This window comes from Acinetobacter larvae (assembly GCF_001704115.1).
Classification (GTDB): Bacteria; Pseudomonadota; Gammaproteobacteria; order Pseudomonadales; family Moraxellaceae; genus Acinetobacter; species Acinetobacter larvae.
Genome location: NZ_CP016895.1, coordinates 2,187,683 through 2,211,847, shown reverse-complemented (window position 1 = coordinate 2,211,847; position 24,165 = coordinate 2,187,683). Strand labels below are relative to the sequence as shown.

The 24,165-nt window shown below is 40.9% G+C and carries 23 protein-coding genes and 1 tRNA gene; 16 read left to right on the top strand and 8 right to left on the bottom strand.

Features of this window, described 5'->3' with window-relative positions; genetic code table 11:
- The first annotated feature begins 94 nt into the window (after positions 1-94).
- Positions 95-1,324 (top strand): alpha/beta hydrolase family protein, encoded by a 1,230-nt coding sequence (locus tag BFG52_RS09960; RefSeq protein ID WP_067555478.1) that lies wholly within the window; start codon positions 95-97, stop codon positions 1,322-1,324.
- 209 nt (positions 1,325-1,533) lie between these two features.
- Positions 1,534-1,791, top strand: a complete 258-nt coding sequence (locus BFG52_RS09955; RefSeq protein WP_067555475.1) for a hypothetical protein — start codon at positions 1,534-1,536, stop codon at positions 1,789-1,791.
- Positions 1,792-2,028: 237 nt separating this feature from the next.
- Here the strand turns inward: BFG52_RS09955 and BFG52_RS09950 are convergent.
- Positions 2,029-2,104: transfer RNA gene (locus BFG52_RS09950), tRNA-Asn, on the bottom strand.
- Between the two features lie 298 nt (positions 2,105-2,402).
- Here BFG52_RS09950 and BFG52_RS09945 point away from each other — a divergent pair.
- Positions 2,403-2,831: a GFA family protein gene (locus tag BFG52_RS09945; RefSeq protein WP_067555472.1), complete on the top strand. Its 429-nt coding sequence runs from the start codon at positions 2,403-2,405 to the stop codon at positions 2,829-2,831.
- 229 nt (positions 2,832-3,060) lie between these two features.
- Here BFG52_RS09945 and BFG52_RS09940 read toward each other — a convergent pair whose 3' ends face one another.
- Positions 3,061-4,290: a pyridoxal phosphate-dependent aminotransferase gene (locus BFG52_RS09940; protein WP_067555470.1), complete on the bottom strand. Its 1,230-nt coding sequence runs from the start codon at positions 4,288-4,290 to the stop codon at positions 3,061-3,063.
- A 225-nt stretch (positions 4,291-4,515) separates the two neighbouring features.
- On the opposite strand from BFG52_RS09940, the gene BFG52_RS09935 reads away from it, so the two are divergent.
- Positions 4,516-4,698 carry a hypothetical protein gene (locus BFG52_RS09935; protein WP_067555467.1) on the top strand — a complete coding sequence of 61 codons (183 nt, stop codon included), beginning with the start codon at positions 4,516-4,518 and terminating at the stop codon, positions 4,696-4,698.
- 128 nt (positions 4,699-4,826) lie between these two features.
- Here BFG52_RS09935 and BFG52_RS09930 read toward each other — a convergent pair whose 3' ends face one another.
- Complete coding sequence (locus BFG52_RS09930; RefSeq protein WP_067555463.1) at positions 4,827-5,609, bottom strand: A1S_2505 family phage non-structural protein; 783 nt, start codon at positions 5,607-5,609, stop codon at positions 4,827-4,829.
- A gap of 138 nt (positions 5,610-5,747) precedes the next feature.
- Here BFG52_RS09930 and uvrB point away from each other — a divergent pair, with 138 nt between their 5' ends.
- The 8 genes from uvrB to BFG52_RS09890 all read left to right on the top strand — a co-directional run bounded on the left by uvrB (position 5,748) and on the right by BFG52_RS09890 (position 14,932).
- The gene (gene uvrB, locus BFG52_RS09925; protein WP_067555460.1) at positions 5,748-7,760 is read left to right on the top strand and encodes an excinuclease ABC subunit UvrB; all 2,013 of its coding nucleotides are present in this window, start codon (positions 5,748-5,750) and stop codon (positions 7,758-7,760) included.
- Between the two features lie 112 nt (positions 7,761-7,872).
- Entirely contained in the window at positions 7,873-8,811 is a 939-nt protein-coding gene (gene rarD / locus BFG52_RS09920; RefSeq protein ID WP_067555457.1) for an EamA family transporter RarD, read from the top strand.
- A 217-nt stretch (positions 8,812-9,028) separates the two neighbouring features.
- Complete coding sequence (locus tag BFG52_RS09915) at positions 9,029-10,486, top strand: glyceraldehyde-3-phosphate dehydrogenase (protein WP_067555454.1); 1,458 nt, start codon at positions 9,029-9,031, stop codon at positions 10,484-10,486.
- A gap of 457 nt (positions 10,487-10,943) precedes the next feature.
- Positions 10,944-11,678: an MFS transporter gene (locus tag BFG52_RS09910; RefSeq protein ID WP_228703838.1), complete on the top strand. Its 735-nt coding sequence runs from the start codon at positions 10,944-10,946 to the stop codon at positions 11,676-11,678.
- Between the two features lie 416 nt (positions 11,679-12,094).
- A complete protein-coding gene (locus BFG52_RS09905; protein WP_067555449.1) occupies positions 12,095-12,400 on the top strand; it encodes a YcgL domain-containing protein in 306 nt (101 codons plus the stop codon).
- Complete coding sequence (locus tag BFG52_RS09900) at positions 12,390-12,800, top strand: hypothetical protein (RefSeq protein WP_067555447.1); 411 nt, start codon at positions 12,390-12,392, stop codon at positions 12,798-12,800. The genes BFG52_RS09905 and BFG52_RS09900 overlap by 11 nt, the downstream gene beginning before the upstream one ends.
- A gap of 56 nt (positions 12,801-12,856) precedes the next feature.
- Positions 12,857-13,708: an AAA family ATPase gene (locus BFG52_RS09895; protein WP_067555445.1), complete on the top strand. Its 852-nt coding sequence runs from the start codon at positions 12,857-12,859 to the stop codon at positions 13,706-13,708.
- A 36-nt stretch (positions 13,709-13,744) separates the two neighbouring features.
- Positions 13,745-14,932 (top strand): vWA domain-containing protein, encoded by a 1,188-nt coding sequence (locus BFG52_RS09890; protein WP_067555443.1) that lies wholly within the window; start codon positions 13,745-13,747, stop codon positions 14,930-14,932.
- Between the two features lie 98 nt (positions 14,933-15,030).
- Here BFG52_RS09890 and BFG52_RS09885 read toward each other — a convergent pair whose 3' ends face one another.
- The 3 genes from BFG52_RS09885 to BFG52_RS09875 all read right to left on the bottom strand — a co-directional run bounded on the left by BFG52_RS09885 (position 15,031) and on the right by BFG52_RS09875 (position 16,529).
- Positions 15,031-15,462 (bottom strand): CBS domain-containing protein, encoded by a 432-nt coding sequence (locus tag BFG52_RS09885; RefSeq protein WP_067555431.1) that lies wholly within the window; start codon positions 15,460-15,462, stop codon positions 15,031-15,033.
- A 275-nt stretch (positions 15,463-15,737) separates the two neighbouring features.
- Entirely contained in the window at positions 15,738-16,112 is a 375-nt protein-coding gene (locus tag BFG52_RS09880) for a DUF2750 domain-containing protein (protein ID WP_067555429.1), read from the bottom strand.
- A gap of 183 nt (positions 16,113-16,295) precedes the next feature.
- Positions 16,296-16,529 carry an SEL1-like repeat protein gene (locus BFG52_RS09875; RefSeq protein ID WP_067555426.1) on the bottom strand — a complete coding sequence of 78 codons (234 nt, stop codon included), beginning with the start codon at positions 16,527-16,529 and terminating at the stop codon, positions 16,296-16,298.
- 724 nt (positions 16,530-17,253) lie between these two features.
- Between BFG52_RS09875 and BFG52_RS09870 the strand changes: the two genes are divergently transcribed.
- A complete protein-coding gene (locus BFG52_RS09870) occupies positions 17,254-17,577 on the top strand; it encodes a hypothetical protein (protein ID WP_067555423.1) in 324 nt (107 codons plus the stop codon).
- 32 nt (positions 17,578-17,609) lie between these two features.
- On the opposite strand, the gene BFG52_RS09865 is transcribed toward BFG52_RS09870, so the two are convergent.
- Both BFG52_RS09865 and BFG52_RS09860 read right to left on the bottom strand, forming a co-directional pair.
- On the bottom strand, positions 17,610-19,301 hold the full coding sequence (locus tag BFG52_RS09865; protein ID WP_067555420.1) for a M16 family metallopeptidase: 1,692 nt from the start codon (positions 19,299-19,301) through the stop codon (positions 17,610-17,612).
- Positions 19,302-20,624, bottom strand: a complete 1,323-nt coding sequence (locus tag BFG52_RS09860; protein WP_081408762.1) for a M16 family metallopeptidase — start codon at positions 20,622-20,624, stop codon at positions 19,302-19,304.
- A 290-nt stretch (positions 20,625-20,914) separates the two neighbouring features.
- Here BFG52_RS09860 and ftsY point away from each other — a divergent pair, with 290 nt between their 5' ends.
- The 3 genes from ftsY (at position 20,915) to BFG52_RS09845 (ending at position 24,034) form a co-directional block, all read left to right on the top strand.
- Positions 20,915-22,033: a signal recognition particle-docking protein FtsY gene (gene ftsY / locus BFG52_RS09855; RefSeq protein WP_067555417.1), complete on the top strand. Its 1,119-nt coding sequence runs from the start codon at positions 20,915-20,917 to the stop codon at positions 22,031-22,033.
- 413 nt (positions 22,034-22,446) lie between these two features.
- The gene (locus tag BFG52_RS09850) at positions 22,447-23,040 is read left to right on the top strand and encodes a nitroreductase family protein (RefSeq protein ID WP_067555414.1); all 594 of its coding nucleotides are present in this window, start codon (positions 22,447-22,449) and stop codon (positions 23,038-23,040) included.
- Between the two features lie 286 nt (positions 23,041-23,326).
- Complete coding sequence (locus BFG52_RS09845) at positions 23,327-24,034, top strand: DUF2057 family protein (protein ID WP_067559423.1); 708 nt, start codon at positions 23,327-23,329, stop codon at positions 24,032-24,034.
- Positions 24,035-24,165: the final 131 nt, after the last annotated feature.

The window sequence follows — 24,165 nt, the reverse complement described above, 5'->3', positions numbered from 1 at the left end:
AAAATTGGACGCACAAGATAATCCTGTGCAGGAGTGGATGCACAAAGCAAGCGCTCAGGATGCGTGATCAATAAATAGTGTAGGGAACAACTGAATGAATATTTTTTTAAAGAAATCAATGATTGCTTTGGCATGCAGTAGCGTACTATTTTTAGCTGCATGTAATGATAGTGATGATGATGCTGACAATACATCGCCCAGTCAGTCCAACTATATTAAAGAGCGTGCCTATAGTTTGGATAGCATGCAGCAAGCATCGAAGATTCAGGTGATGCACTATAATATGCCTAATGTGTTGGGAGAAACTGCAGAAGCAACGGCATTGGTATTCTATCCAAAGACAGCACAGCCCAAAGATGGTTGGCGTGTTGTGGTTTGGGAGCATGGGACGGTGGGTGTGGCGGATCAATGTGCACCAAGCGCCAATACCTTTAATCCACGTTTTAAAAATATGGCGGAAAGTTTATTGGCGGCTGGTTATGTCATTGTCGCACCAGATTATGAAGGCTTAGGGACCAAAGGCATACACCCTTATCTAAATTTAGGAAGTGAGGCGAAATCAGCGATTTACGCAGTCAATGCCATTCAAGCACAGTATAAAGGCACGTTTAATGGGGCTTGGATGTCAGTTGGGCAATCCCAAGGTGGCCAAGCATCTTTAGGAACTGCAGAATATGCCAATGATGATGCAAACTATAAAGGTGCGGTTGCAGGTGCACCAGCATCAAGTTTGGGGGTTATCATTGGTCAGGTTGCACCGCTAGCTTTACAGCAGTTGGTCGCTGCAGGACAGACGGAGGTCGCTACAGAAGCTTATGCCGAGTTGCTGGCCTATGCCGCTTTGACCTCTGTGGGCATAAAAGCTTATGAGCCACGTTTTGCGTATCAAGCTTTATTTAAAGATCGCTCACGTCCAATTGCTGAATTGGCTGAGGGAACAACAGGGGAAAATGGCTTATGTTTGGCAGAGTTGCATGATAAGTTTGCAGATGATATCCGTGCTTTCTTGGCGGAGAATTCCAATCATCAATTATTGCAATATCCTGCTTTGATTGAAAAATTTGAAGAAGATCCGACCATCAAAAAATTCTTAGTTGACAATCAGCCAGGAACCAAGAAGATCAATACCCCGATTATGATTATTCAAGGTACGGCAGATATGGCTGTACCGTATGTCATCACCGATGGTCTACAAAAGAATTTAAAAACTTTGGGAACGGATGTAACTTTCTTACCGGTAGAGGGCGCAAGCCATACTCAAGCGATTGTTACGAAGAATCCTGAATTGGTTGCGTTTATCAAGAAATATATGCCGGCAGCATAATCTACTTTGAAGAAAGTTACATCTGATATCGCGACTTTTAAATACCCATAATCATAATCATGGTTATGGGTATTTTTGTTGTTAGCGGGGATGATGCTGATGTTATGTAAGCGCTGATACAGACAGCTTTGTCATTGTGATCTTGAACGTTGTTTTTTCATCTGGCTTTGTTATAGTGCCTAGGAGTTTTTTGCAAGGAACCATGCACAATGACGCAGTCAAAGAAGAAGTTAAGTTCTAGACAGATTATATTTATTGCAGTAATTATTATTTTGCCTATTACTGTGCTGAGCATTAATTTTGTTGCGGCAAAATACGATGTCGAAAATAAGAAAAAATATGATGAGCTGATTGCCAAACAGCAGGCTTTGCGTTTTACCGAACATGATCGGATTAATCAGCCTACTGCCTCTCAAACTCAGTCAACCAACACCAATCAAGCTGCATCAGCAGTTGTATCGCCATAATAGCGTTGATCATGCATTAAATTAAAACAGACTTGGTTTGATCAGCGCGTAGCTTTAGGCAAGGTATAGCGAGCACTTCATTTATCTGCTCAGTGGGGTGTTTGCATTATTGCCTTATAAGCCCAGTTTGGATATCCGCTATTTATTTTTTAATGGTTATTTTTCAATGGTTATTTTTTAATAGTATTTGGTCATTAAAAAAGCCATACAGTAACTCCTGTATGGCTTTTAGAATCTTGGCTCTCCCACCTGGGCTCGAACCAGGGACCTGCGGATTAACAGTCCGTCGCTCTACCGACTGAGCTATGGGAGAATCTGCATGCGATTATAAGGGGATTTTAATATGGGTCAAGCTTATTTTTAGCTTGATCATTAAATTGTGGTTTGAGTGGTCTTTATTTAGACGATTTGCTGATTTTGAATAAATCATGATTATGTTGGGGAAAAGTTATTTACTTTGATCAGGCGAGAGCCGGCCGTGCGTATGATTGAGTGTAGCGTATTTTTTCTTTGTTAAAATCTTGATGCTTGATGAGATAGATACTCGAATTTTGATGGCTGATATGTTAGTTTATATTTAGTTTATAGTGGTGAATCTAATGGGGTGTGCAATGAAAAAAGTTTCTGGGCAATGTTTATGCGGTGCTGTGCAATTTTCGCTACAACCAAAAAATAATCAGTTGAGTAGTTGTCATTGTTCAATTTGCCGTCGGCAAGCTGGTGGGGTTAATTTAAATATAGAAATTGTCGCAGATAGCTTAGTCTTTTCAGCACAGCAAGCGTTAAAATATTATGATTCCTCAGCTTGGGGAGAACGTGCATTTTGTAGTGATTGCGGCACACATTTATTTTGGCGTAGCAAAGACCAACAATACTGCAATGTCAATCCCTTTATTTTGGCGGAATTGCCTGAAGATACGTATTTGGCAACAGAGATTTATATCGACAATAAACCAGATTATTATACTTTTGCTGGGCAACGTCAGCAGTTGACGGAAGCGGACATCATTGCGATGTTTAGCCCTCAAACAGACGCATAGCGTGGCATAGTGATAAGCGTGATAAGAACATACGACCAATAAAATCCTTCATAGATGTGCTCTACACGGTATTTTGTTCAAGTGAGTTTGTTCCGACTTACGTGGGCATCATTGTGATTGAATGAATAATTGTGGTTTAAGTTGCGATCAAAAAAACCGTAGCCACTAAGGACTACGGTTTTGAAAGCAAGCAACTTGTATTGCTTTAACTTTGCTTTAGCACAACAGTTTAAGCTTTTTCAGCAGCGATGGAGGCAATCGCAGCATCCACACCCTCAATAGAATCAGCCGCTTTTTTGATACGTGCGAGTGCATCAACCAATACGTCGTCAGCCGTTGCATAAGAGATTCGCATAAAACCACCGAGACCGAATGCATCACCAGGGACTACTGCAACGCCGGTTTCTTCAAGTAGCCATTCAGAGAATTCAGTGCAAGATTTTAAGCCTTTGGCACGGATTAATGGACGGATATTGGCATAGGCATAGAAAGCACCATCAGCAGGTAAGCAGCTAATGCCGTTAATCGCATTTAAACCATTGACCACAAGGTCGTGACGACGTTTAAAAGCCTCAACCATTGGCTCTAGTACATCTTGTGGACCATTTAAAGCAGCTTCAGCAGCAACTTGTGAAATGGAGGTTGGGTTAGAGGTTGATTGAGATTGGATTTTTTTCATTGCGCCAATCAATTTTGCTGGACCAGCAGCATAACCGATACGCCAACCAGTCATGGCATAAGCTTTAGACACGCCATTGAGCACAATAACGCGGTCATATAAATCTGGTGCAACTGTTGCGATGTTGTAGAACTCGTCTTGCCAACGAATCGGTTCGTACATGTCATCAGAAGCAACCATCACGTGTGGATGTTTACGTAATACCTCTGCCAAAGCTTCTAATTCAGCTTTGCTATAGATCATACCTGTAGGGTTTGATGGGCTGTTGAGCACCAGCAAACGAGTTTTATCGGTAATCGCTGCTTCAAGTTGTGCCGCTGTGATTTTAAAACGTTGCTCTTCGCCACATTTTACGATGACAGGTACACCTTCTGCGATAATGACCATATCTGGGTAACTTACCCAATAAGGCGCAGGAATAATCACTTCATCACCTTTATTGAGCAGAGCCAAGGCAAGGTTAAAGAATGATTGTTTTCCACCGCAAGAAACGAGAATTTGGTTGGCTTGGTAATCTAATTGATTGTCGCGTTTTAATTTAGCAATAATCGCTTTTTTTAGACCTGGCGTTCCATCTACTGCCGTATATTTGGTGAATCCATTTTGGATTGCTGTAATAGCGGCATCTTTGATGTGTTGAGGGGTGTCAAAATCAGGTTCACCTGCACCAAGACCAATGACATTTTTGCCAGCGGCTTTTAATTCAGCAGCTTTGTTGGTCACAGCAAGTGTTGGGGACGGTTTGATGGCATTTACACGATCAGAGAGACGTACGTCCACGGCATTATTCCTTCTTTATAGGGCTAAAAAAATAAAAAGCGCTTTATCTTAGCCTAAAATAAACGCCTTGGGGGCACTGAAAAGCAGATTCATTAAAAAAATATCAGCAAAAATGTGTATAAATTTTAAGTATTTTCAATAATAAGCAGACAGTAGCATTGAAAGGCTCGCCATTCGGGATGAAAAAAACTAAAATAAGCGCCAATTTGTCTAAGAGTACGCGACATGAGCCAAGTCAAACGAGCAAAACTGTCTTTGAATCTGCCACTGCCTTCACAGCAACTAAAGCAGCAAGCTGAATCTGAACAGAGCACTGAATATAATCATGTTCGTCCTAAACCCAAAGCCTATGCAGATCGCACTTGGGCGCCACCCCGGGGTACACGTCGTTCTATGGGGAAACGTTAGGGCGTACTGTAGCTGTGCTACAGATAATTGATATTAGTAGTTGATATCCGTAATAGATATTCGCCATAAAGAGTCGGAATAAAGAGCCATGCTTGAGTGATAGGCAGGCAAGGTCAACTGGCTAAGCACTAACTGGGTTTGGCATGGTTCTGGGCAGCAGGTGCAGCAATCTGCTGTTGACCTAACCAGACTTTGAGAAAGTCCCGTTCATTGATGCCATACAGTTCCAAAATAGCCAAGACCACACCGCCAAAACTGAGCGCTTCGGTAGAGTGAGCTGGGAAATCGATAAAATCTTCTTTGAGGGTATATAAAATATCTTCAATTTCATAGACTCGATCGCGTCCGTTACTATCGATTGGATACATGGGCGTATTTAAAATAATACGGACAAAACTTTTTTCTGCTGCGCTTAAAGGTAATTGTTCAATGGCTGCTTCAGGATCGGTGTTGAGTACAATCTCAGGTTGTATAAAGCTATACAGTAATTTTTGTGTGAGTCGCGGTAAAGTCTTGGCAACAAAAGGACGGAATGATTCGGGGAAAATCACGTTGTGGGCAATGCCTTTGAACATTGGTGCAATTTCTGCAACCTTATAACCTGCAACGCCACAACCGACTGCTGTAATGAAGAAGGTGATGTGGGGATGATGCTGAACATAGGTTTTGAAGTCATCAATATAATGTTGAATCTGAGACAATGGCATTTGTTGTAAATGTTCATTCATGGTGGGAATGGCAAAACTTTGCCCAGCCCAACCTCGTCCAACGCCTTTGCTGGCACCAAAATGTTGTAATGCTATTTTCGCAGCGCCACCAGCATGGGTTCCAGCCAAGTTACTGCCAAATACGAAAAAAGTATTTGATGCGAGGTGACGAATAATGGTTTCATCATGATATTGATACGACATACAGGTTCTCATCATGTGCTCAGCGCGGTTGAGTTCATGTTGCAGTTGAATTGTCATGGCGTCAAGTCATAATTGATCAGTCGTCATCACAGGCGATGGTATTTTTTACCGCGCTATATTTTGAGTTGAGAGTAGGGTGTGAACGATAAGCAACCATTTGAATTGGTAACAAATTATCAACCAGCGGGTGATCAACCCCAAGCCATAGCCAAATTGGTCGATGGGGTTAAACGTGGTTTACATGACCAATTGCTATTGGGGGTAACCGGTTCAGGTAAAACCTATACCATGGCCAATGTGATTGCACAGTTGCAACGTCCAACTATTGTGATGGCACATAACAAGACTTTGGCTGCACAGTTATACGGTGAATTCAAAGCGTTTTTCCCGAATAATGCTGTGGAATACTTTGTTAGTTATTACGATTATTACCAGCCCGAAGCCTATGTACCGTCATCGGATACTTTTATTGAGAAAGATGCAGCGATTAATGATCACATCGATCAGATGCGTTTATCTGCGACACGAGCACTGCTAGAGCGGCGTGATGCGATTATTGTGGCATCGGTTTCGGCAATTTATGGTTTGGGGGACCCCAATGCTTATATGAGTATGCTGCTGCATATTGTGCAGGGTGATCGGATCGCCCGTGATGATATTATTCGACGTTTGGTGGAAATGCAGTATAGCCGTAATGAGCTAGAGTTCTTGCGCGGGACCTATCGTATTCGTGGCGAGATCATGGATGTTTTTCCAGCTGAATCAGATCAATACGCCATACGCATCGAATTATTTGATGATGAAGTCGATTCTATCCGTTGGTTTGATCCGATTACGGGCAAAATGATCCGTAAAGTACCACGTGTTACGATTTATCCTAAAAGCCATTATGTGACCCCGAAAGACAATTTGACCCGCGCCATTGCAACTATTCAAGAAGAATTGCAACAGCGTTTGGCGTATTTTCGCGAGCATGACAAATTATTAGAGGCGCAGCGTATCGAACAGCGCACGCGCTATGATTTGGAAATGATGCAACAATTGGGGTATACCAACGGTATTGAAAACTACTCAAGACATTTGTCTGGTCGACCTGCTGGCGAGGCGCCACCGACATTATTTGATTATATTCCCGATGATGCTTTGCTGATCATTGATGAATCGCATGTTAGTGTGTCGCAGATTGGTGCCATGTATAAAGGTGACCGTTCACGTAAAGAGAATTTGGTTAATTATGGCTTTCGTTTGCCCAGCGCACTCGATAACCGTCCGATGAAATTTGAAGAGTGGCAACGTATTATTCCGACCACTATTTATGTTAGTGCGACGCCTGCCGTATATGAATTGGAACGTGCTGAACAGATTGTTGAGCAAGTAGTTCGCCCAACAGGTTTAATCGACCCTGAGATTGAAATCCGACCCGTATTAACGCAAGTCGATGATGTGTTGTCAGAAATTAATATACGTCGCGCATTAGATGAGCGGGTGTTGGTCACGACCTTGACCAAACGTATGGCCGAAGACCTCAGCTCATATTTAAAAGAATATGGGGTAAGAGTTGCGTATTTGCATTCTGATATCGATACCGTCGAAAGGGTGAAGATTATTCATGAACTGCGCACAGGTGTTTATGATGTTTTGGTCGGCATTAACTTATTACGTGAAGGCTTGGACATGCCTGAGGTGTCTTTGGTTGCGATTTTGGATGCCGATAAAGAAGGTTTTTTACGTTCAGAGCGCTCATTAATTCAAACCATTGGACGTGCTGCTCGTAATATCAAAGGTAAAGCGATTTTATACGCTGACCGCATAACGGACTCTATGCAAAAAGCCATTGATGAAACGGATCGTCGTAGACAAAAACAAATTGAGTTTAATCAGCAGCACGGCATTACGCCGCGTAGTGCTGTACGTCAGGTGATCAAGGAAATTGATACCGGTGAGTCCTTAGAGCAAGAAGCGCCGCTAGCAGTACAATCTGCTGCGAGTTTATCGGCAGATGAGCAGCATTTATTGGCTGACCCTAAATTACTGGTGAAACATCTTGCAAAACTTGAAAAGGACATGTTAAAAGCATCTAAAGACTTGCAATTTGAGCAAGCTGCGCAAATTCGAGATGAGATCTTGCGTCTTAAGGCGCATGCACTTTAAGTGCATGCGATCGGTAAAATAAGCACGATCATCAAGATCGCCATTGTACTGATATCAATGGATATGACAGCAGTACAATGCTTCTCCTAAGATAAGCCCACGAGGTGTAACAATGTTAAAAGGCATTGCTTTATCGGTCTTGGCATCGATTAGCTTCGGGGTATTGTATTTCTATACCCAATTGCTGGGTGCTTTGGATAGCCAACAAATTTTTGGCTGGCGTATTTTGGCGACTATACCTTGTCTTACTGTATTTTTGTGGTTGATTGGCGATTTATCCTTGATCCATAAAGTCTGGCAACGCTTAACGGCAAATCCATGGTTGATACTCGGTTTGGCGCTCACCTCGGCATTGTCTTCAGTACAATTGTGGTTGTTTTTATGGGGACCTGTGCATGGTCGAGGCTTACAGGTTTCCTTAGGATATTTCCTTTTGCCACTGATTTTAGTCTTGGCTGGTTGTCTAATCTATAAGGAGAAACTTTCTAAGTTTCAGGCAGTCGCAGTGTGCTTTGCTTTGTTTGGTGTCGGCTTTCAGTTTTGGCAACATGGCAGCATGGCATGGGAAACCCTCGTGGTTGCTGCAGGCTATTCGCTCTATTTTATTCTTCGTAAAAAATTACAGACCGAGCATCTTGGTGGTTTTTTCTGGGACTTGATCTTATGTTTGCCTGTGGCAGTTTATTTTATTGTGATGGGTGAGGGGAGTTTACAATATTTTGTACAGCAACCCAGTTTGGCATTGATTGTGCTGGGGCTGGGTGTGCTCAGCGCCATTGGCTTGGGCAGTTATATTTTAGCCAGTCGACAGTTACCATTGATTTTATTTGGGTTGTTGAGCTATTTGGAGCCCGTATTGTTAGCGCTTGCTGCATTGATTATGGGGGAGAGTATCGCAGAAAATGAATGGGTTACTTATATTGCCATTTGGACGGCGGTTGCTATTTTGGTATTGGAAGGCGCGTTACATTTATATCGGCAGCAGCATAATCGTAAAAACTTATTGCGTAATGTAGAGCGTGTTCAACACCGTCTGAAAGATGATGCCTAAAGAAGGCGACAAATGTGGAAAAATCAAAAAAATGTGAAAATTATCACTTTGTTGCGGTGGAATTTGCTGATGAACTGCTAGTGTATTGTGCTTTATTCGCATTAAATGACAATTATTCTACCACTTGTACAGCTTTTGATTCATTCTTGCTGGGATTTCCTTTACAATGATGCCCGTAAAACATCGCTTTGATAGATATTAAATAGAGGACGTATCTGTGAGCAAAGACACTATTATCGCCTTACACGCAGAGCACCAAGGTCGTTGGAAAAACCGCGAAGAAATCGCAGAACGTATGATTGCGCTGATTGGCCAACTGTACCGTGAAAAAAATATTGTTGTTGCTGTTTACGGCCGCTCTTTAATCAACCGCTCAGTGATTCAAATCCTGAAAACACACCGTTTAACACGTGTGGTTGATGTTGAACTTTCCGTGGTTCATACTTTTCCAATTTTAGAAGCACTCAGCAAAATTGAAAATATCGGTTCAGCAGAAGTTGATATCGGTAAATTGGCTGTTGCATATAAAGAAAAAGGCGGTGACATTGATGCTTTTGTTGCAGATGCAGTCAAAGGTATTCAGGGCAACCCTGAAGAAGAAACGCCTAAAGATGTAGTGCTATATGGCTTTGGTCGTATCGGTCGTATTTTAGCGCGTTTAATCATTAGTCAATCTGGTTTAGGTCGTGGCTTAAACATCAAAGCCATTGTCGTGCGTAAAACATCTGATGGTGATTTGGCAAAACGTGCATCGTTATTACGTCGTGACTCAATCCACGGTACATTTGCTGGAACGATTTCTGTTGATGAAGAAAATGAAGCGATTATCGCCAATGGTAACTTCATTAAAGTCATTTATGCATCAAACCCAAGTGAAGTTGACTATACTCAATATGGTATCGATAACGCACTATTGATCGACAATACCGGTAAATGGCGTGATGAAGACGGTCTACAACAACATTTACAATGCCCAGGTATTGCACGTGTTGTCCTCACTGCTCCTGGTAAAGGTGAGATGAAGAATGTGGTCTTTGGTGTCAACCAAAAAGACATTCTAGATGAAGACAAAATCATCTCCGCAGCAAGTTGTACCACCAATGCCATCACACCAGTATTGAAAGTTCTTGATGACAAATATCAAGTGTTAAATGGTCATGTTGAAACGGTTCACTCCTTTACCAATGACCAAAACCTCATTGATAACTACCATAAAGCAGACCGTCGTGGTCGTGCTGCAACCTTAAATATGGTAATCACTGAGACTGGTGCAGCAAAAGCAGTTGCCAAAGCATTGCCAGCATTGAAAGGTAAGTTAACAGGTAACTCAGTACGTGTTCCGACACCAAACGTATCCTTGGCAATTTTAAACTTGAACTTAGGTAAAGACGTTGATCGTGACGAAGTGAATGAATACATTCGCCAAATTTCTATTAACTCAAACCTACAAGGTCAAATCGGCTTTACCAACTCCACTGAAGTGGTATCGAGCGACTTTATCGGTTCACGTACAGCAGGTGTATTTGATGCGCAAGCAACCATCTGTTCTGGTACCCGCTTAACGGCCTATGTTTGGTATGACAATGAAGTCGGTTATAGCTGTCAGGTATTACGTATTGCTGAACAAATGTGTGGCGTAAGCTATGCTAAAGTACCAGCAAGCACCGATGCTTAATTGCTGAGTAGGTTTGAGCGTTCTAAATAGAATCTCTCAATCTACATCACTAGCTATTTGAAATAAGAGTCTCAATGGAGGCTCTTTTTATTGCTGTAATGATTAGCCTGTCTCTCTAATTCATCCATCTCTCTACCTTGTGTCTAATCAATAAAAAAGTTGACATTTCTAAACCATAAATAAAGTAAACATAGCTTGTTTGGTCAACGATAGCAGCTTATATCTAAGCAGCTAAGGTTTCGCTGTTGGTTGTGACATGTTTTGAAAAGTAAAACCCGACAAATTGAAAATAAATAAAAACTGGTACAGTATTGCCGATCGATGAGTGACTAAATTTGAGTTGCAATGCAGAGAAAACAATAAATATTTCAAACTAGGCAATGACTCAAATGAGTAAACAACTCAACTCAAGTGATGCAAATTTTGCACATGAGCGATAAATAATCATAAGGATTGAATTTTGAATATTAGAAAAATAAGTATCGCTGTTGCTGTTGTGTTCTTGGCTACCGTGACGGGAGTATTGTTGGCGATTTGGGTATTTCGCTATTTTAATATTTATATTCCACTTGAAAACCAGTCTGTTGCCATTGATTTACAGCAACCTTTGCAAACCCGTGTCAAAATTCATGAGCCGCTTGATGTTGATGTCACTGGGGAGGTGGATGCGGTTATTCCAATCAATGAACAACTCAATGTTCCACTTAAGCAAAGCTTTAGACCACATGTGTTTTTTGATAATCAAGTTCCGATTTCAACACAAATTCCTGTTAAGGAGACACTGAAAATTGATCAAAATATGCCTATCAATACAGAAGTGCAGTTACAGATTTTAGGAACTCAGATCAAGGTTCCGCTCAAAGGGGTAATCCCTATTAAGATGGATGTTCCGATTGATTTAAAGATTCCACTACAACAAAAAGTACATTTGAAATTTGATACACCCGTTGAAACAGTCTTTCGTGAGAACTTACAACTGCCTTTGCAAACTACCGTGCATAGTAAAATTCCGATAGCAGGTCGTTTACAGGTACCTGTGAAGGAGGCGATGGATGCGACCGTGGAAGTGCAAAATACCTTAGCTGTGCAGATTCAACAAGGACAATTAAAAATTCCACTTAAGCATATTGCACTGGCGAACCCGCAACATCGCCCAGCACTAAAACCACATGCAGTCGTGGCACAGCAGTAAAATCAACAACCACTTGGACACCCGTTCTCACCAAACTTGGAAACTAGTCGATCATCACCTTATCCTATAAGTGAAATGTAATGATCAGCATTTGATTTTAGGAATAGCTAATGAACTATTTCTTTTTTCTCAGAAATGGCTCGGACGACTTCTAGAAATTGTAAGTTTCTTAGTAAAACGAATAAGTGAAGCATATTGACACTTTTTTGCGACCAGCTGTGGAGAGGCTTTAATTTCAATCATTAGGCAATATATTGGGAATCCAGTAGATCGCGTATGAATAACTTCGGTCAGCCTCGTTTATATCCTCGCGCCAACCCTGTGGTTTTACGCTGCAATGGATAAAATTCCAGTGAATCTATGTCGATTTTGTTGTATGCTGTGAGAAATTTTTAGTTGTTATCCTGAATTGAAATATGCACTGCGATATTTATAAGTCCAGCAAAAAAGATGAAATGTATCTTTATATTGCCGCCAAAGACAGCACTGAGCAGGCTGAAGATTATGATCCTTTAGCGGTACTCCCAGACATGTTACGTCAGGCCTTTGGTCGCGCAACCTTTGTCATGCAATTGGAAATTTATCAAGAGCGAAAGTTAGCACGGGTCAGTGCACTACATGTGATAGATTCTATTGCTGAGAAAGGGTATTTTATTCAATTGCCGCCCGATGGTTTAATCAATAGCAATGCAGTAGAACCAGAGGGCTTGCGTGGTGCTTGAGAAATTCGTCGATATATGGAATCGCTTCTTAGATTTAATAGATGCAATTCCTGAAGATAATATTGCAGTCAGTGTATATATATTGGGTGCGGTGATTATTTTATGGTGTTGGTATGCTGTTATACGTCGTATTCCTGCACCTTTCGGCGGAATCTTATGGGTTGTCCTCTTTGCTTTGATTGCAACGCCAACAATTTCAGAAGGACCAAACTCGGAAATTGCACCAGCCATATTTGGTTTGCTATTTGGTATTTTAACCAAAGACAGTCCATTGATTTGGTCTAACCTGTCATTAATATTATTTGTGATTGGGATTGGCTTTGTGATTGGGTGGTGTTGGTCTAAGGCGAATATCACAATGAAAAAAACCAAGAAAAGTGATGATGCTTCACCATTATAGTGGGGGCATTAATGTCGTTTTAGCATTTATATATGCATTAAATTTAGGTCTCATTTATGTCTGTAGATAAGCAGAAGTTTGTTGGAACTGATGAGTATATTGCCACTGATAGTTTAAAGTTGGCAGTACAAGCCGCACGTACATTAGAAAAACCGTTATTGGTCAAGGGTGAGCCTGGAACGGGTAAAACATTACTCGCCGAGCAAGTCGCTGCAAGTCTTGGTTTGAAGCTGATTACATGGCATATCAAATCGACCACCAAGGCACAGCAAGGTTTATATGAGTATGATGCCGTTTCACGTTTACGAGATAGCCAGCTGGGTGATGATCGCGTATTTGATATTGCAAACTACATCAAGCCCGGGAAACTGTGGGAAGCCTTTGCCAGTGATGAGCGTTGTGTATTATTAATCGATGAGATTGATAAAGCAGATATCGAGTTCCCCAATGATTTATTACATGAATTGGATAAAATGTCCTTTTATGTATATGAAACGGGTGAGACGGTTTATGCGAAGCAACGCCCAATCGTCATTATTAGCTCAAATAACGAAAAAGAATTACCAGATGCATTTTTAAGACGTTGTTTCTTTCATTATATTGAATTCCCTGATGAGGCAACAATGCGCGAGATTATTGCAGTACATTTTCCAAAAATTTCTAGTCAACTGGTGCAAGATGCATTACATATTTTCTTTAAATTACGTCAGGTACCAGGGTTAAAGAAACCGCCATCTACCTCCGAGTTAATTGATTGGCTACGTTTATTAATGGCAGATGATATGCCTGATGATGTATTACGTCAGCATGATCGCCGTCAGGCTATTCCTCCTTTATATGGTGCTTTAATTAAAAACGAACAAGACGTGCAGTTACTTGAACGTTTGGCATTTATGACACGTCGTTAAATATTGCTAAAATTTTAAGCTGGCTGGGAGCACATTATGTTTGTACGTCTTTTTTATAAGTTAAGACAGTATGGCATTCCTGTGAGTACGCGAGAGTTGATTGATCTTAATCAGGCTGTGGCGGCAGGGGTTGTGTTTGCCGATCAAGAAGCATTTTATCAGCTTGCCAAAATTATTATGGTTAAGGATGAACGCCATTATGATAAGTTTGATCGCGCCATTCAGGATTATTTTAATGGAATTGAGCACATCGATTTGGATGATGTGTTGGATCATTTAAATCAGTTACCCAAAGACTGGTTTGATCTGGAATTACTCGAAAAAAATTTAACAGAAGAGCAGCGCCAAGCCTTAGATCAGGCAGGTTCATTGCAAGAACTTATGAAAATGCTAGAAGAGCGTTTACGTGAGCAGCATAAAAAGCATCAAGGTGGTAACCGTATGATTGGTACGGGAGGAACTTCTCCTTTTGGTGCTTATGGTGATCATCCGGCGGGTATCCGTATAGGAGGGCCTGGACGTAAGCGTTCTGCTGTCAAGGTTTGGGAGCAGCGTAAATATCAAAATCTCGATGATGAGCAGCAGTTGGGTACGCGGCAAATGCAAATGGTTTTACGTCGTCTACGTAAATTTGCACGTCAAGGCGCTGCCGATGAATTAGATATTGAGCACACCATTCGAGAAACTGCGCGACGTGGCATTTTGGATGTACATATGCGTCCTGAGCGGCGTAATCGTGTCAAAGTACTCATGTTATTTGATGTGGGGGGCTCAATGGATGCCTATATTGCTGCTTGTGAAAAACTTTTTAGTGCGGCACGGACTGAGTTTAAAAGTTTAGAATATTTTTATTTTCATAACTGTTTATATGATTATGTTTGGAAAGATAATCATCGTCGGCAAAGCTCCAAAATGAATACCTTAGAGCTCTTTCATACCTATGGGCGAGATTATCGTGTCATTGTGGTTGGAGATGCCAGTATGGCACCTTATGAGATTCGTTCGGTTGGTGGTTCTGTCGAATATATGAATGAAGAGTCTGGTGAGGTCTGGTTAAAACGCCTAAGACAGCATTTTGATAAAACCGCATGGCTTAATCCAGAACAAGAAAAATACTGGCATTATACTGCGAGTATTGGCATGATACGCGAGCTGTTTGAGCAACATATGTATCCTATGAGCTTAAAGGGTATTGAAGAAATGAGTCAATATCTGGCACGCTAATACATCCCAATGCTTGATTTAGCATTAGAATTTGTTTTGCTGCATACAGCAAAGGCGCATGCAGCGCCTTTTTTGTTTTTGTGTTTCAATATGACTATTTAGCCAGAAATATATTGTTGTAGTTGTAGGATCAATTGTTTTTGATCTTCCATGGTTGCTTTGACTAAATCGCCAATCGAAATTAAACCAACCAACTGATCATTTTCTACTACAGGTAGATGCCGTAGGTGTTTATCAGTCATTAATGATAGACACTCCTCAACACTTTGCTGGGGATTTACGGTAATGACTTTGCTGGTCATAATTTCTGCCACAGTGGTATGGTCAGAACTACGATGATGCAAAGCGATTTTTCGGGTGTAATCGCGCTCAGATAAGATGCCAACCACATGCTGGGCATCGAGGACTACAAGTGCGCCGATGCCTTTTTGCGCCATCATCGCAATTGCTTCGAGTACAGTTGCTTCAGGATGGATGGTGACAATTTCTTTATTACTTTTGTTATATAACACTTGTGCAACGTTGGTCATATGAGCTCCCTTGGTTTTTATCGGTGGCTTTGTTTTATCGTGCTTTATCGCTTCAATGTGTATCCTTTATATGCAAAGATAACCTGCTTTAAAAATAATGCAAATATTTTGCATGAAAATAAAATTTTAAATATAAATTTTTAAATATAAAAATCTGCTGTTCAGTGGCATTGCGTATAGCGGAGTAGACAACTGTGATAGAGCAAACCATTATATAAAAATTGACCGCATCAAGAGAATGCGGTCAAAATGATCAATATATTGTGGGTGACGCTTTAAGCAAAACGTATTTGTCTTGAATTAAAAAAGAAATGATGCATTTGTTGTGTTGATAGTCTGAACTTACAACGTGAAGCATTAAACAGTGCAGGAATAATTTTAAAACGTGTGAGTGTGGGGAGTAATGCTTCTTGAAAATCCTGTGGGGTAATCTTGCGTGGGCGATAGTTTGGCCAATGTACTTTGGCATATTGGTTGGCCTGTACGGCATTTAACCAGAAAGGAAAAATATTTTGATCTGGTTCAGTTTTAATCGCCCAACCTTCATTAAACAAGCCCCAAAGTACACCACAATACATCATGGTTTTTAGAATCGAAACCTGTAAAATCAACTGCTTGGATACAGGTTGGAACTGAGTAAACGTTTTCATGACAACCTATTCTTATGACGAGCGATGCTAAGTAGCATTGTATGTGATCTAGAAATTGATTGAGTAACTTAATTGATTTTAATCGTTAAAATTTATTATTTGCACATCACTATGATGTAGATATTTAGGCGGTGATATTGCGCAAATAATGCCCAAAAAAAACGCCACCGAGGTGACGTTTAATTATGCTTGCATTGTGGCCATCTTTTGCCAATATTGTGCTTTGAGTGAATCGCGTTCTACACGGAAGCCTTGATAATAGAGTTCAGCAAGAAATAATGCTGCTTTACCATGCCCAGCGCGTGCTGCTTCCTCAAGCTGGTTTACTGCATCAGAAAAGTTCATTTCTGAATGGATCGTGTTTACTGCACTGACATAGATGTTTTCGAGGTCACGTGCAGAGTTTTGTTGAATCATATCAAACTCCTTATTCTAATTATGATTACTAAAATCTTTTGCCTTGTTTGTTAAAACGCAGCTTGTTACTTTCATCTAAGTCTAGATAGTCAATGTTAAATTAATATTACAACTTATGAGATTTGTCAATATATACCTCAAGATAATGCGGTTTATATTTAAACAATTAATTCAAAATAGAGTTTACACAAAGTATTGCCATATTATTGAATAAAATTAATATAAGCTTTCAGTAAAATAATCTATTGCTTAAAATGATTTTTTATTTCTGTTGAGAAATAAACAGCAGGAGAAATCATTTTGTATAAGTATTTGGGACTATACTGTTTTTAGTGTAAGCATCTAAATATTACATTGAACATCATGTGTTATAGATATCAGCAAGTAACAACTTCAACTAGAGAGTATACGTGAGTGATCTATTAAAAGCAAAGCCAATTACCCTGAGCGCTCGTTATTTAAGCTAAACAATCCTATTTGATTGCAAAATTAAGATCAATAACAGGTGCTGGCGCGAGAGGAGACCGCCCAACTGAGGGGGCAACAGCGGATTTAGGCGATGTTATTGATTTACTGTTATGCTTGCGGCAATACATCTATTGTACGCTTTGTGATCTGTGGTCGGGAATGTTGTAAATTCGCTGAAAGATACAGCGAAACAGCAGAATAGGGCTATATTTTTAAATAGGCTGTGATTAAACTACTGGGCAGTTTGAGGTAGTACATGCATATTTTAAAAAATTGGTTCAATGATTTTAAATTTCCTATATCGCTAGATTATTTATCTAAAGCTTTGATTATTTTTATGGTATTGGTGATTGTTGTGACATCTATTGCGCGCTTACGTGCGCCAATTAGTCTGAAAAAATATAATAATGTTGTGATGTTGTCTCAGCAAAAAACACAGCCTTATAGTCAATATTATGCACAACAGTTGCTGCCGCAACAGATTAATCACGTCATGTATTTTAAATTGATGTGGATTCATCAAAAAGAACGCGCACAGATTCAACACTATGCAGCAGTCGATGCCAAAGATAATTGGTAATAATCACATCATCATCGCTCCGTTTAGTTAGCCTAGTCTTTGCTGTCTTTGCTGTCTTTGCTGTCGAGTGCGAAACGGCTTGTGGCAAGATTATCTTCTAGGCTTTGTTGTAATGCGGCGAGGTCTAAGCTTTCTGCAACGACCACGAGTGTTAATTGATCTGGATGTAAATGGCGCTGCACGGCTTGATGAATTTGTTTGGCGGTTAATGAACTGAGTTGTTGTTGGTAATCTTTTAAATAGGTATTGGGTAAATCATAAAAAGCCATTGCGGCAATTTGTGCATTAATGCGTTCATTACTACTAAAGCTCATTGGAAAGGCACGTAGCATCCCCGCTTTTACATCATCTAGAGCCGTTTGATCAATCGGTTGTTCAACAAAATCGATCAATGCACGATGACTGAGAGTCAGACTAAAGATTAAATCATCCAAAGCTGTGGAATAACTGATTTGAAAAACCCCTCGCGCTTGTAATGCAGATAGCTGACTATAAATTCCGTAAGTTAGACCATGCTTCACGCGTAGTTCACGCATCAAAATAGAGTTGAGTCCTTTACCGCCTAAAATTTGGTTAGCAACCTCTAGTGCAACACGGTCTGGATCTGCATAATCAACGGCAAGATGCCCCATCATCACATAAGCTTGTTGACCACTGGCTGGAATATATTGCACATTAAAATGCTGTGGAGCATTTGCTGCGGCTAGGCTGGGGGCTTTTTGTCCTGTAGCTAAACTATTACTGATTTTATTGGCGATGTCGCTAGCTTGTTGGGTGCTTAAATGACCCGTTAAGGCAATGCTCATATTTTGCTTGACCAGGAGCTGTTGGCGAAACTGTTGTAAATGCTCACGTGTTATTTTGGTTAAACTGAGGTTGGTGCCTGCAGAAGGATAGGCGTAAGGATGTTCTTGGTAGACACTGCGATAAAATTGAAAGCTGCGTAGACTTATTGGATTTTCTTGTACTTGTTTTTGTCCTACACGGCTACTACTGAGCATCATACTGAGGTCTGAACGTTTAAATGTTGCATGGTTCAAAATATGCAGCATGAGATCAATGGCGGGCTGTAAATGTTGGGGATCAGATAAGCTGCGTAAGCGAATAACAAACATATCCCGATAAGAACTAACACTGAAACTTGCTCCTAAGCTTTCAAAACGATTGGCAACTTCTGCAGCAGAATACTGATCTGTCCCTTCAGTCATAAGGCGTGCAGCTAAGCTGGAAAGCCCATACAAACCTTTGCCGATGTATTCATCTTGTGCAGAACCCGCATTAAAGGTAAGTTGTATATCCACAATAGGTAAGGCTTGCGTGGCAACAAATAGACTCCGGACATGTGCCGTATTTTCCAACTCTTGTACAAAAGGTGTCTGATAAAGTGCGGTCGTTTTAACGCCTTGTAGGCTTTTGAGTTGTGCGAGTGATTTTAAACGACTGCTTGTAATCTCATCTTGGTTGGGGGGTGTTATTGCATCGTCGTTGTTATGTTGTTCTGCATCATGTATTTCATTGCTGGCATCGACATCGAGTTCTAAATGTTTTGCAACTTCTACCGTATCTGTTGCTTCTTCTGTGACGGTCGGGCTTGCAACATGTTCAGCTTGCGGGCTTTGTGCGTGGCAATGCCATGTCAGTATGCTAAGCAGCAGTACGGCACTGCTTTGTCGGAGCATTTTGTGGAATGACGAGAATGCGTGGACAGGTGTGGTTGCTTGCATTTATCGGTCCGCTGCTTGTGGAATGATATAAAGAGTGCTGAGATTGTCACGTACCAAATATAAATTGGCAACACGCTTAATTTCTTGTGCGGTGACTTGATCATAATGTTGACTGAGTTCATCAATTAAACGATAGCTCAGCCCATTAACCTCAAGTTGCCCTAACATTCGTGCTTGCTCGGCGATATCATCTTGGCTATAAATCAAATTGGCAACAAAATTGGTTTTAATACGTTGTAATTCATGGGCTTCAATCAGCTCATTTTGTAGAACTTTAATTTGTTGTTCAATAGCTTGCTGTGCTTGTTCGAGCTTAACATTTGCTGCGGGTACTGCCGTAATCATAAAAACGCTGTCGCCGCGGTTATAGGGTTGATAATCGACATGTACTGCACTTAAAACTTTTTGCTGCCGGATCAAACGGGCTTGTAAACGGGCCGAGAGATCTTTGCCCAAAATAGATTGAATAATATTCAAGGCATAGGCATCACTGGGATTCTTACTGGTTGCCAAGGAGCGTACATTCCAAGCCATATACAGGTTTGGCACTTGGGTTGAAAGCTGTAGCTCCATATGCCGATAACCCACTCGATCAAACTCTAAAACATCATTACGTTCTGGCAAAGTCTGTTTCGGAATGGCTGCAAAGTACTTTTTGACTTGTGACAGTGCTTGTTCGGCATTGACATCACCGACGATGATCAGTGTTGCATTATTGGGTGCATACCAAGTTTTGTACCAGTTTTTAAGATCATTGAGTTGTAAGTTATTGAGGCTTTTCATATAGCCAATAACAGGTTGGCGATAATGACTGGTTGGATAGGTAATCCATTTAAAACGTTCAAATGCGAGATTGCGTAGATTATCTTCAGTCCGTTGTCGACGTTCTTCAATAACCACTTTGAGTTCAGTGGCAAAATCTTCCTGACGCAGTACTAAATTTTGCATCCGATCGGCTTCTAGCTCTAGGGCGAGTGGAAAGTATTGTTTGGGATAGAGCTGGTAGTATTGTGTGTAATTACTACTGGTTGCTGCATTAATTTTTCCACCAAAGCGTTGACTCAGTAAGGTAAATTCATTGTCTGGTACTTTTTGAGTGCCTTTGAACATCATGTGTTCTAGTGCATGTGAGACGCCCAAATGATTGCCTGATTCATCAGCACTGCCCACAGCATACCAAATTTGGGTCATCACGATGGGGGCGCGTTGATCTTCGCGGATGATTACTTTTAAACCATTACTTAAGGTTGTTTCAAAGGTAGAACGGGTAAGATGGGTCGCATTGGGCATAGACCAAAGCAAGGTGCTACTAGAGAGCAGCATGGCTAGCAGTCCAATGCTGTTTAGGCGAGGCAAACCATAACGATGAAAAAAATGCTGTTGACTCAAAGACGCCCTACAATGTAACAAAAAACCAAGATAGAAATTAAAATATAGATAAAAATCAGCTGTGACAATGCAATCCATGTAATGTTTTTTTCAATATCAATCACATGGCGTTTAAAAAAAACGGCAGATGGTGCAATCTTGGGCTGTGTGGGGGGCTAGAGGTAAAATTACTGGAAAATATGCTAGAATCGGGCTTTTAACGCTATGCTTTTCAAGGAATCGGCATGCAACAGCAGCAAAATAAATTTTTGATCGATGCGGACATCGGTGATGATGATGTCACTTTACCAAGTTTAGCCGCCGTTGATGCGCCTGTCGTCGAAAAACAACAACAACCTAGCTCTAACGCTACAGCAATCACGCCAACAGAGAATGAGATCATCTCATCAGCTGCTGAAACGACAGAGGAGCCAGCGCGTACTGGCTTCTTTAGTCGCATGAAGCAAGGTCTAAGTAAAACGCGCCGTAATTTAGCGGATGGTATGGTAAATATCCTCATTGGTGGCAAAGAAATTGATGATGAGTTACTGGAAGAGGTTGAAGAGCAATTATTGATTGCTGATATTGGCGTGGATGCTACCAAGACCATTATTCAAAATTTGACAGAGCGCACTGCACGTGGTGATTTGATTTATTCACATTCATTGTATAAAGCGTTGCAACAAGAACTCGTCGATTTGTTGGCACCTCGTGTTAAACCTTTACATATCGATCACAATAAAGCACCGTTTGTGATTTTGGTGGTGGGGGTTAATGGTGTTGGTAAGACCACAACCATTGGTAAATTGGCAAAACGCTTACAACTTGAAGGTAAAAAAGTGATGTTGGCCGCAGGCGATACCTTCCGTGCTGCAGCAACAGAGCAGCTGGAAATCTGGGGGGAGCGAAATAACATTGCCGTAGTGGCCCAAGGGCATGGTGCTGACAGTGCCTCTGTCATTTTTGATGCTTTTGAAAGTGCACGCGCCAAAGGCGTCGATGTTCTTATTGCCGACACTGCAGGCCGTTTACACAATAAAAGCAATCTGATGGAAGAGCTGAAAAAAGTTAAACGGGTAATGCAGAAGATTGATGCCACAGCACCGCATGAAATCATGTTAGTGGTAGATGCCGGCACAGGACAAAATGCAATTAATCAAGTGGAACTATTTGATGAAGCCATTGGTCTAACGGGTTTAACCATTACCAAATTGGATGGTACCGCCAAAGGTGGGGTGTTGTTTAATATTGCCAGTCGCAGTCATGTGCCAATCCGTTTTATTGGCGTGGGTGAACAAATTGATGATTTACGCCCATTCTCAGCGAAGTCTTTTGTTGCAGCATTATTTGAAACAGAAAAATAAGGCTTGCTAAGAAATTACAGTATTTTTCATATATTTATAATTTGAAAAATACAGCGTGACGAGCTGCGAAGTCGAGTCATCGAGGTAATTAATCAATCAACCCATACCAGATGAAGCCAGTCCCAAAGACTGGCTTTTTATATGTTTTTGTTTGATCTGCTTTTGCAGAATATAAGTTGAAAAATATAGTTTAACAACGGCGCGGTCACCGTTGTTATCATGTAGAATGATTCTCATTTGTTGCGGTTATTTTGTATTGTATCAAGCATAAAGCCATACTCATCATGGCCTGGGGAGCTTGTTGCCGACTGTTCCAAAATTAATACGCAATGTACTGGTAACGCGCATAGACTATGCTTTTATGCCATCTATAATGAACCCCATAAAGTAAAAACCAAATACGGAGTCTCAAAATGTCATTTTTGGATCAATTGCAAAAACGTCGCACTATTTATAATATCGGTCGTCAAGTCAGTTTTGCTGATGCTGAGCTTGAAAGCTTAATCAAAAATGCTGTACGTCAAAGCCCATCTGCTTTTAACTCGCAGTCATCACGTGTGGTTATTTTGTTTAATCAATCACATGAAAAGTTCTGGACTTTGGTACTTGAAGCGCTACAAAAATTAGTTCCTGCAGATGCATTTGCTGCGACTCAGCAACGGATCCAAGGTTTTATTGATGGCTATGGTACGGTTTTGTTTTATGAAGACCAAGATGTAGTCAAACAGCTCCAACAAAATTTTGCACAATATGCAGAGAACTTTCCTGTATGGTCTGAACATTCTACTGCTATTGCTCAATTTGCAGTCTGGTTAGCACTAGAAGATCAAGGACTTGGTGCATCATTACAGCATTATAATCCAATTGTAGATGAAGCAGCGGCTGAAGCTTTTGGTATTCCAGCACAATGGAAACTTCGCGCGCAATTGGTATTTGGTTCAGTTGAAGCACCTGCTGCAGAAAAAACATATATTGATGATGCTGTGCGTTTCAAAACTTTTAATTGAGTAATTACGCTGTAAGCAATGCAGTTGCAATAACAGGGTGATTCTTGCTTTGCTTCTATTCGACTGCATCCACAAACTATATATACATAAAAGAATGATATACATAAAAGAATGCCTAGGCGTTCTTTTTTTATTGCTTTACTTGAATAATGGCGCAGCAGCTTGATTTTATGCTGTAGGGTGTATGCAAATATCCTGTGAATGATGCTATGGGGTTGTCATAAAACTGTCATCGCAACGTAGCATAGTGCATTAAATTTTAATATTTATGCAAAGAGATGATCAGATGACATTCAATAAGTTAATTGCGCTAAGTGTGGGGATGACCTTAAGCAATGTATTATGGGCTGCCGTGACCATTAGTACACCTGAAGAAATTGTATTATTGGCTGTAAATGATCAAGAAGTCCGTGGTGGTTTACTACGAACAGAAAAAAATGATTTTAAAATTGATGCAGGTCAACAGAGTATCAGTGTGCGTTATCAGGAGTTCTTTCAGCATTTAGATGGTGAACATGATATTTTGAAGTCGGGGGTGGTGACAATTCATACACCTGCCTTACAAGATGGTCAGCAATATAAATTGGCTTTGGTTGATGCGCCGCAGAGTTTCGAGCAAGCACAGCGTTATGCTGAGCAACCGACCATTGCACTTTATGATAGCAATAACCGCTTAGTGGTACAGCAAACGGGTGCCAATAATGAAACTAAACCTTGGTTAAGCAGTGGTTTATTCGGCAAGGTTATGGACTTAACGGGTAAAAATAAAAACAATAGTGCTCAGCAACCTCCGGCAGTTTATGCGACCAGCACAACGCAAGCACAAACAACCTCAATGCAGCCAAGTGCTACGGTAGATCCTGCGCCAACAGCGAATATAGTCATCACGGATAAAACCGGTCATGTCACAGCAGATCAACGTTTGATCCAGATCTGGCAAGGTGCCACAAAGCAAGAGCGTCAGCGTTTTATGAGTTGGTTAGCAGAACAATAACATAAGCATGCGCGCTTAAATACAACAAAACCCCAAAACAATTCAGTTTGGGGTTTTTTAGATTTGGTCTTTTGACAGAGCTCGAGATCACAAGATGGAGATGGCGTGTTAGGGGCTGTTTTGAGAGCTTG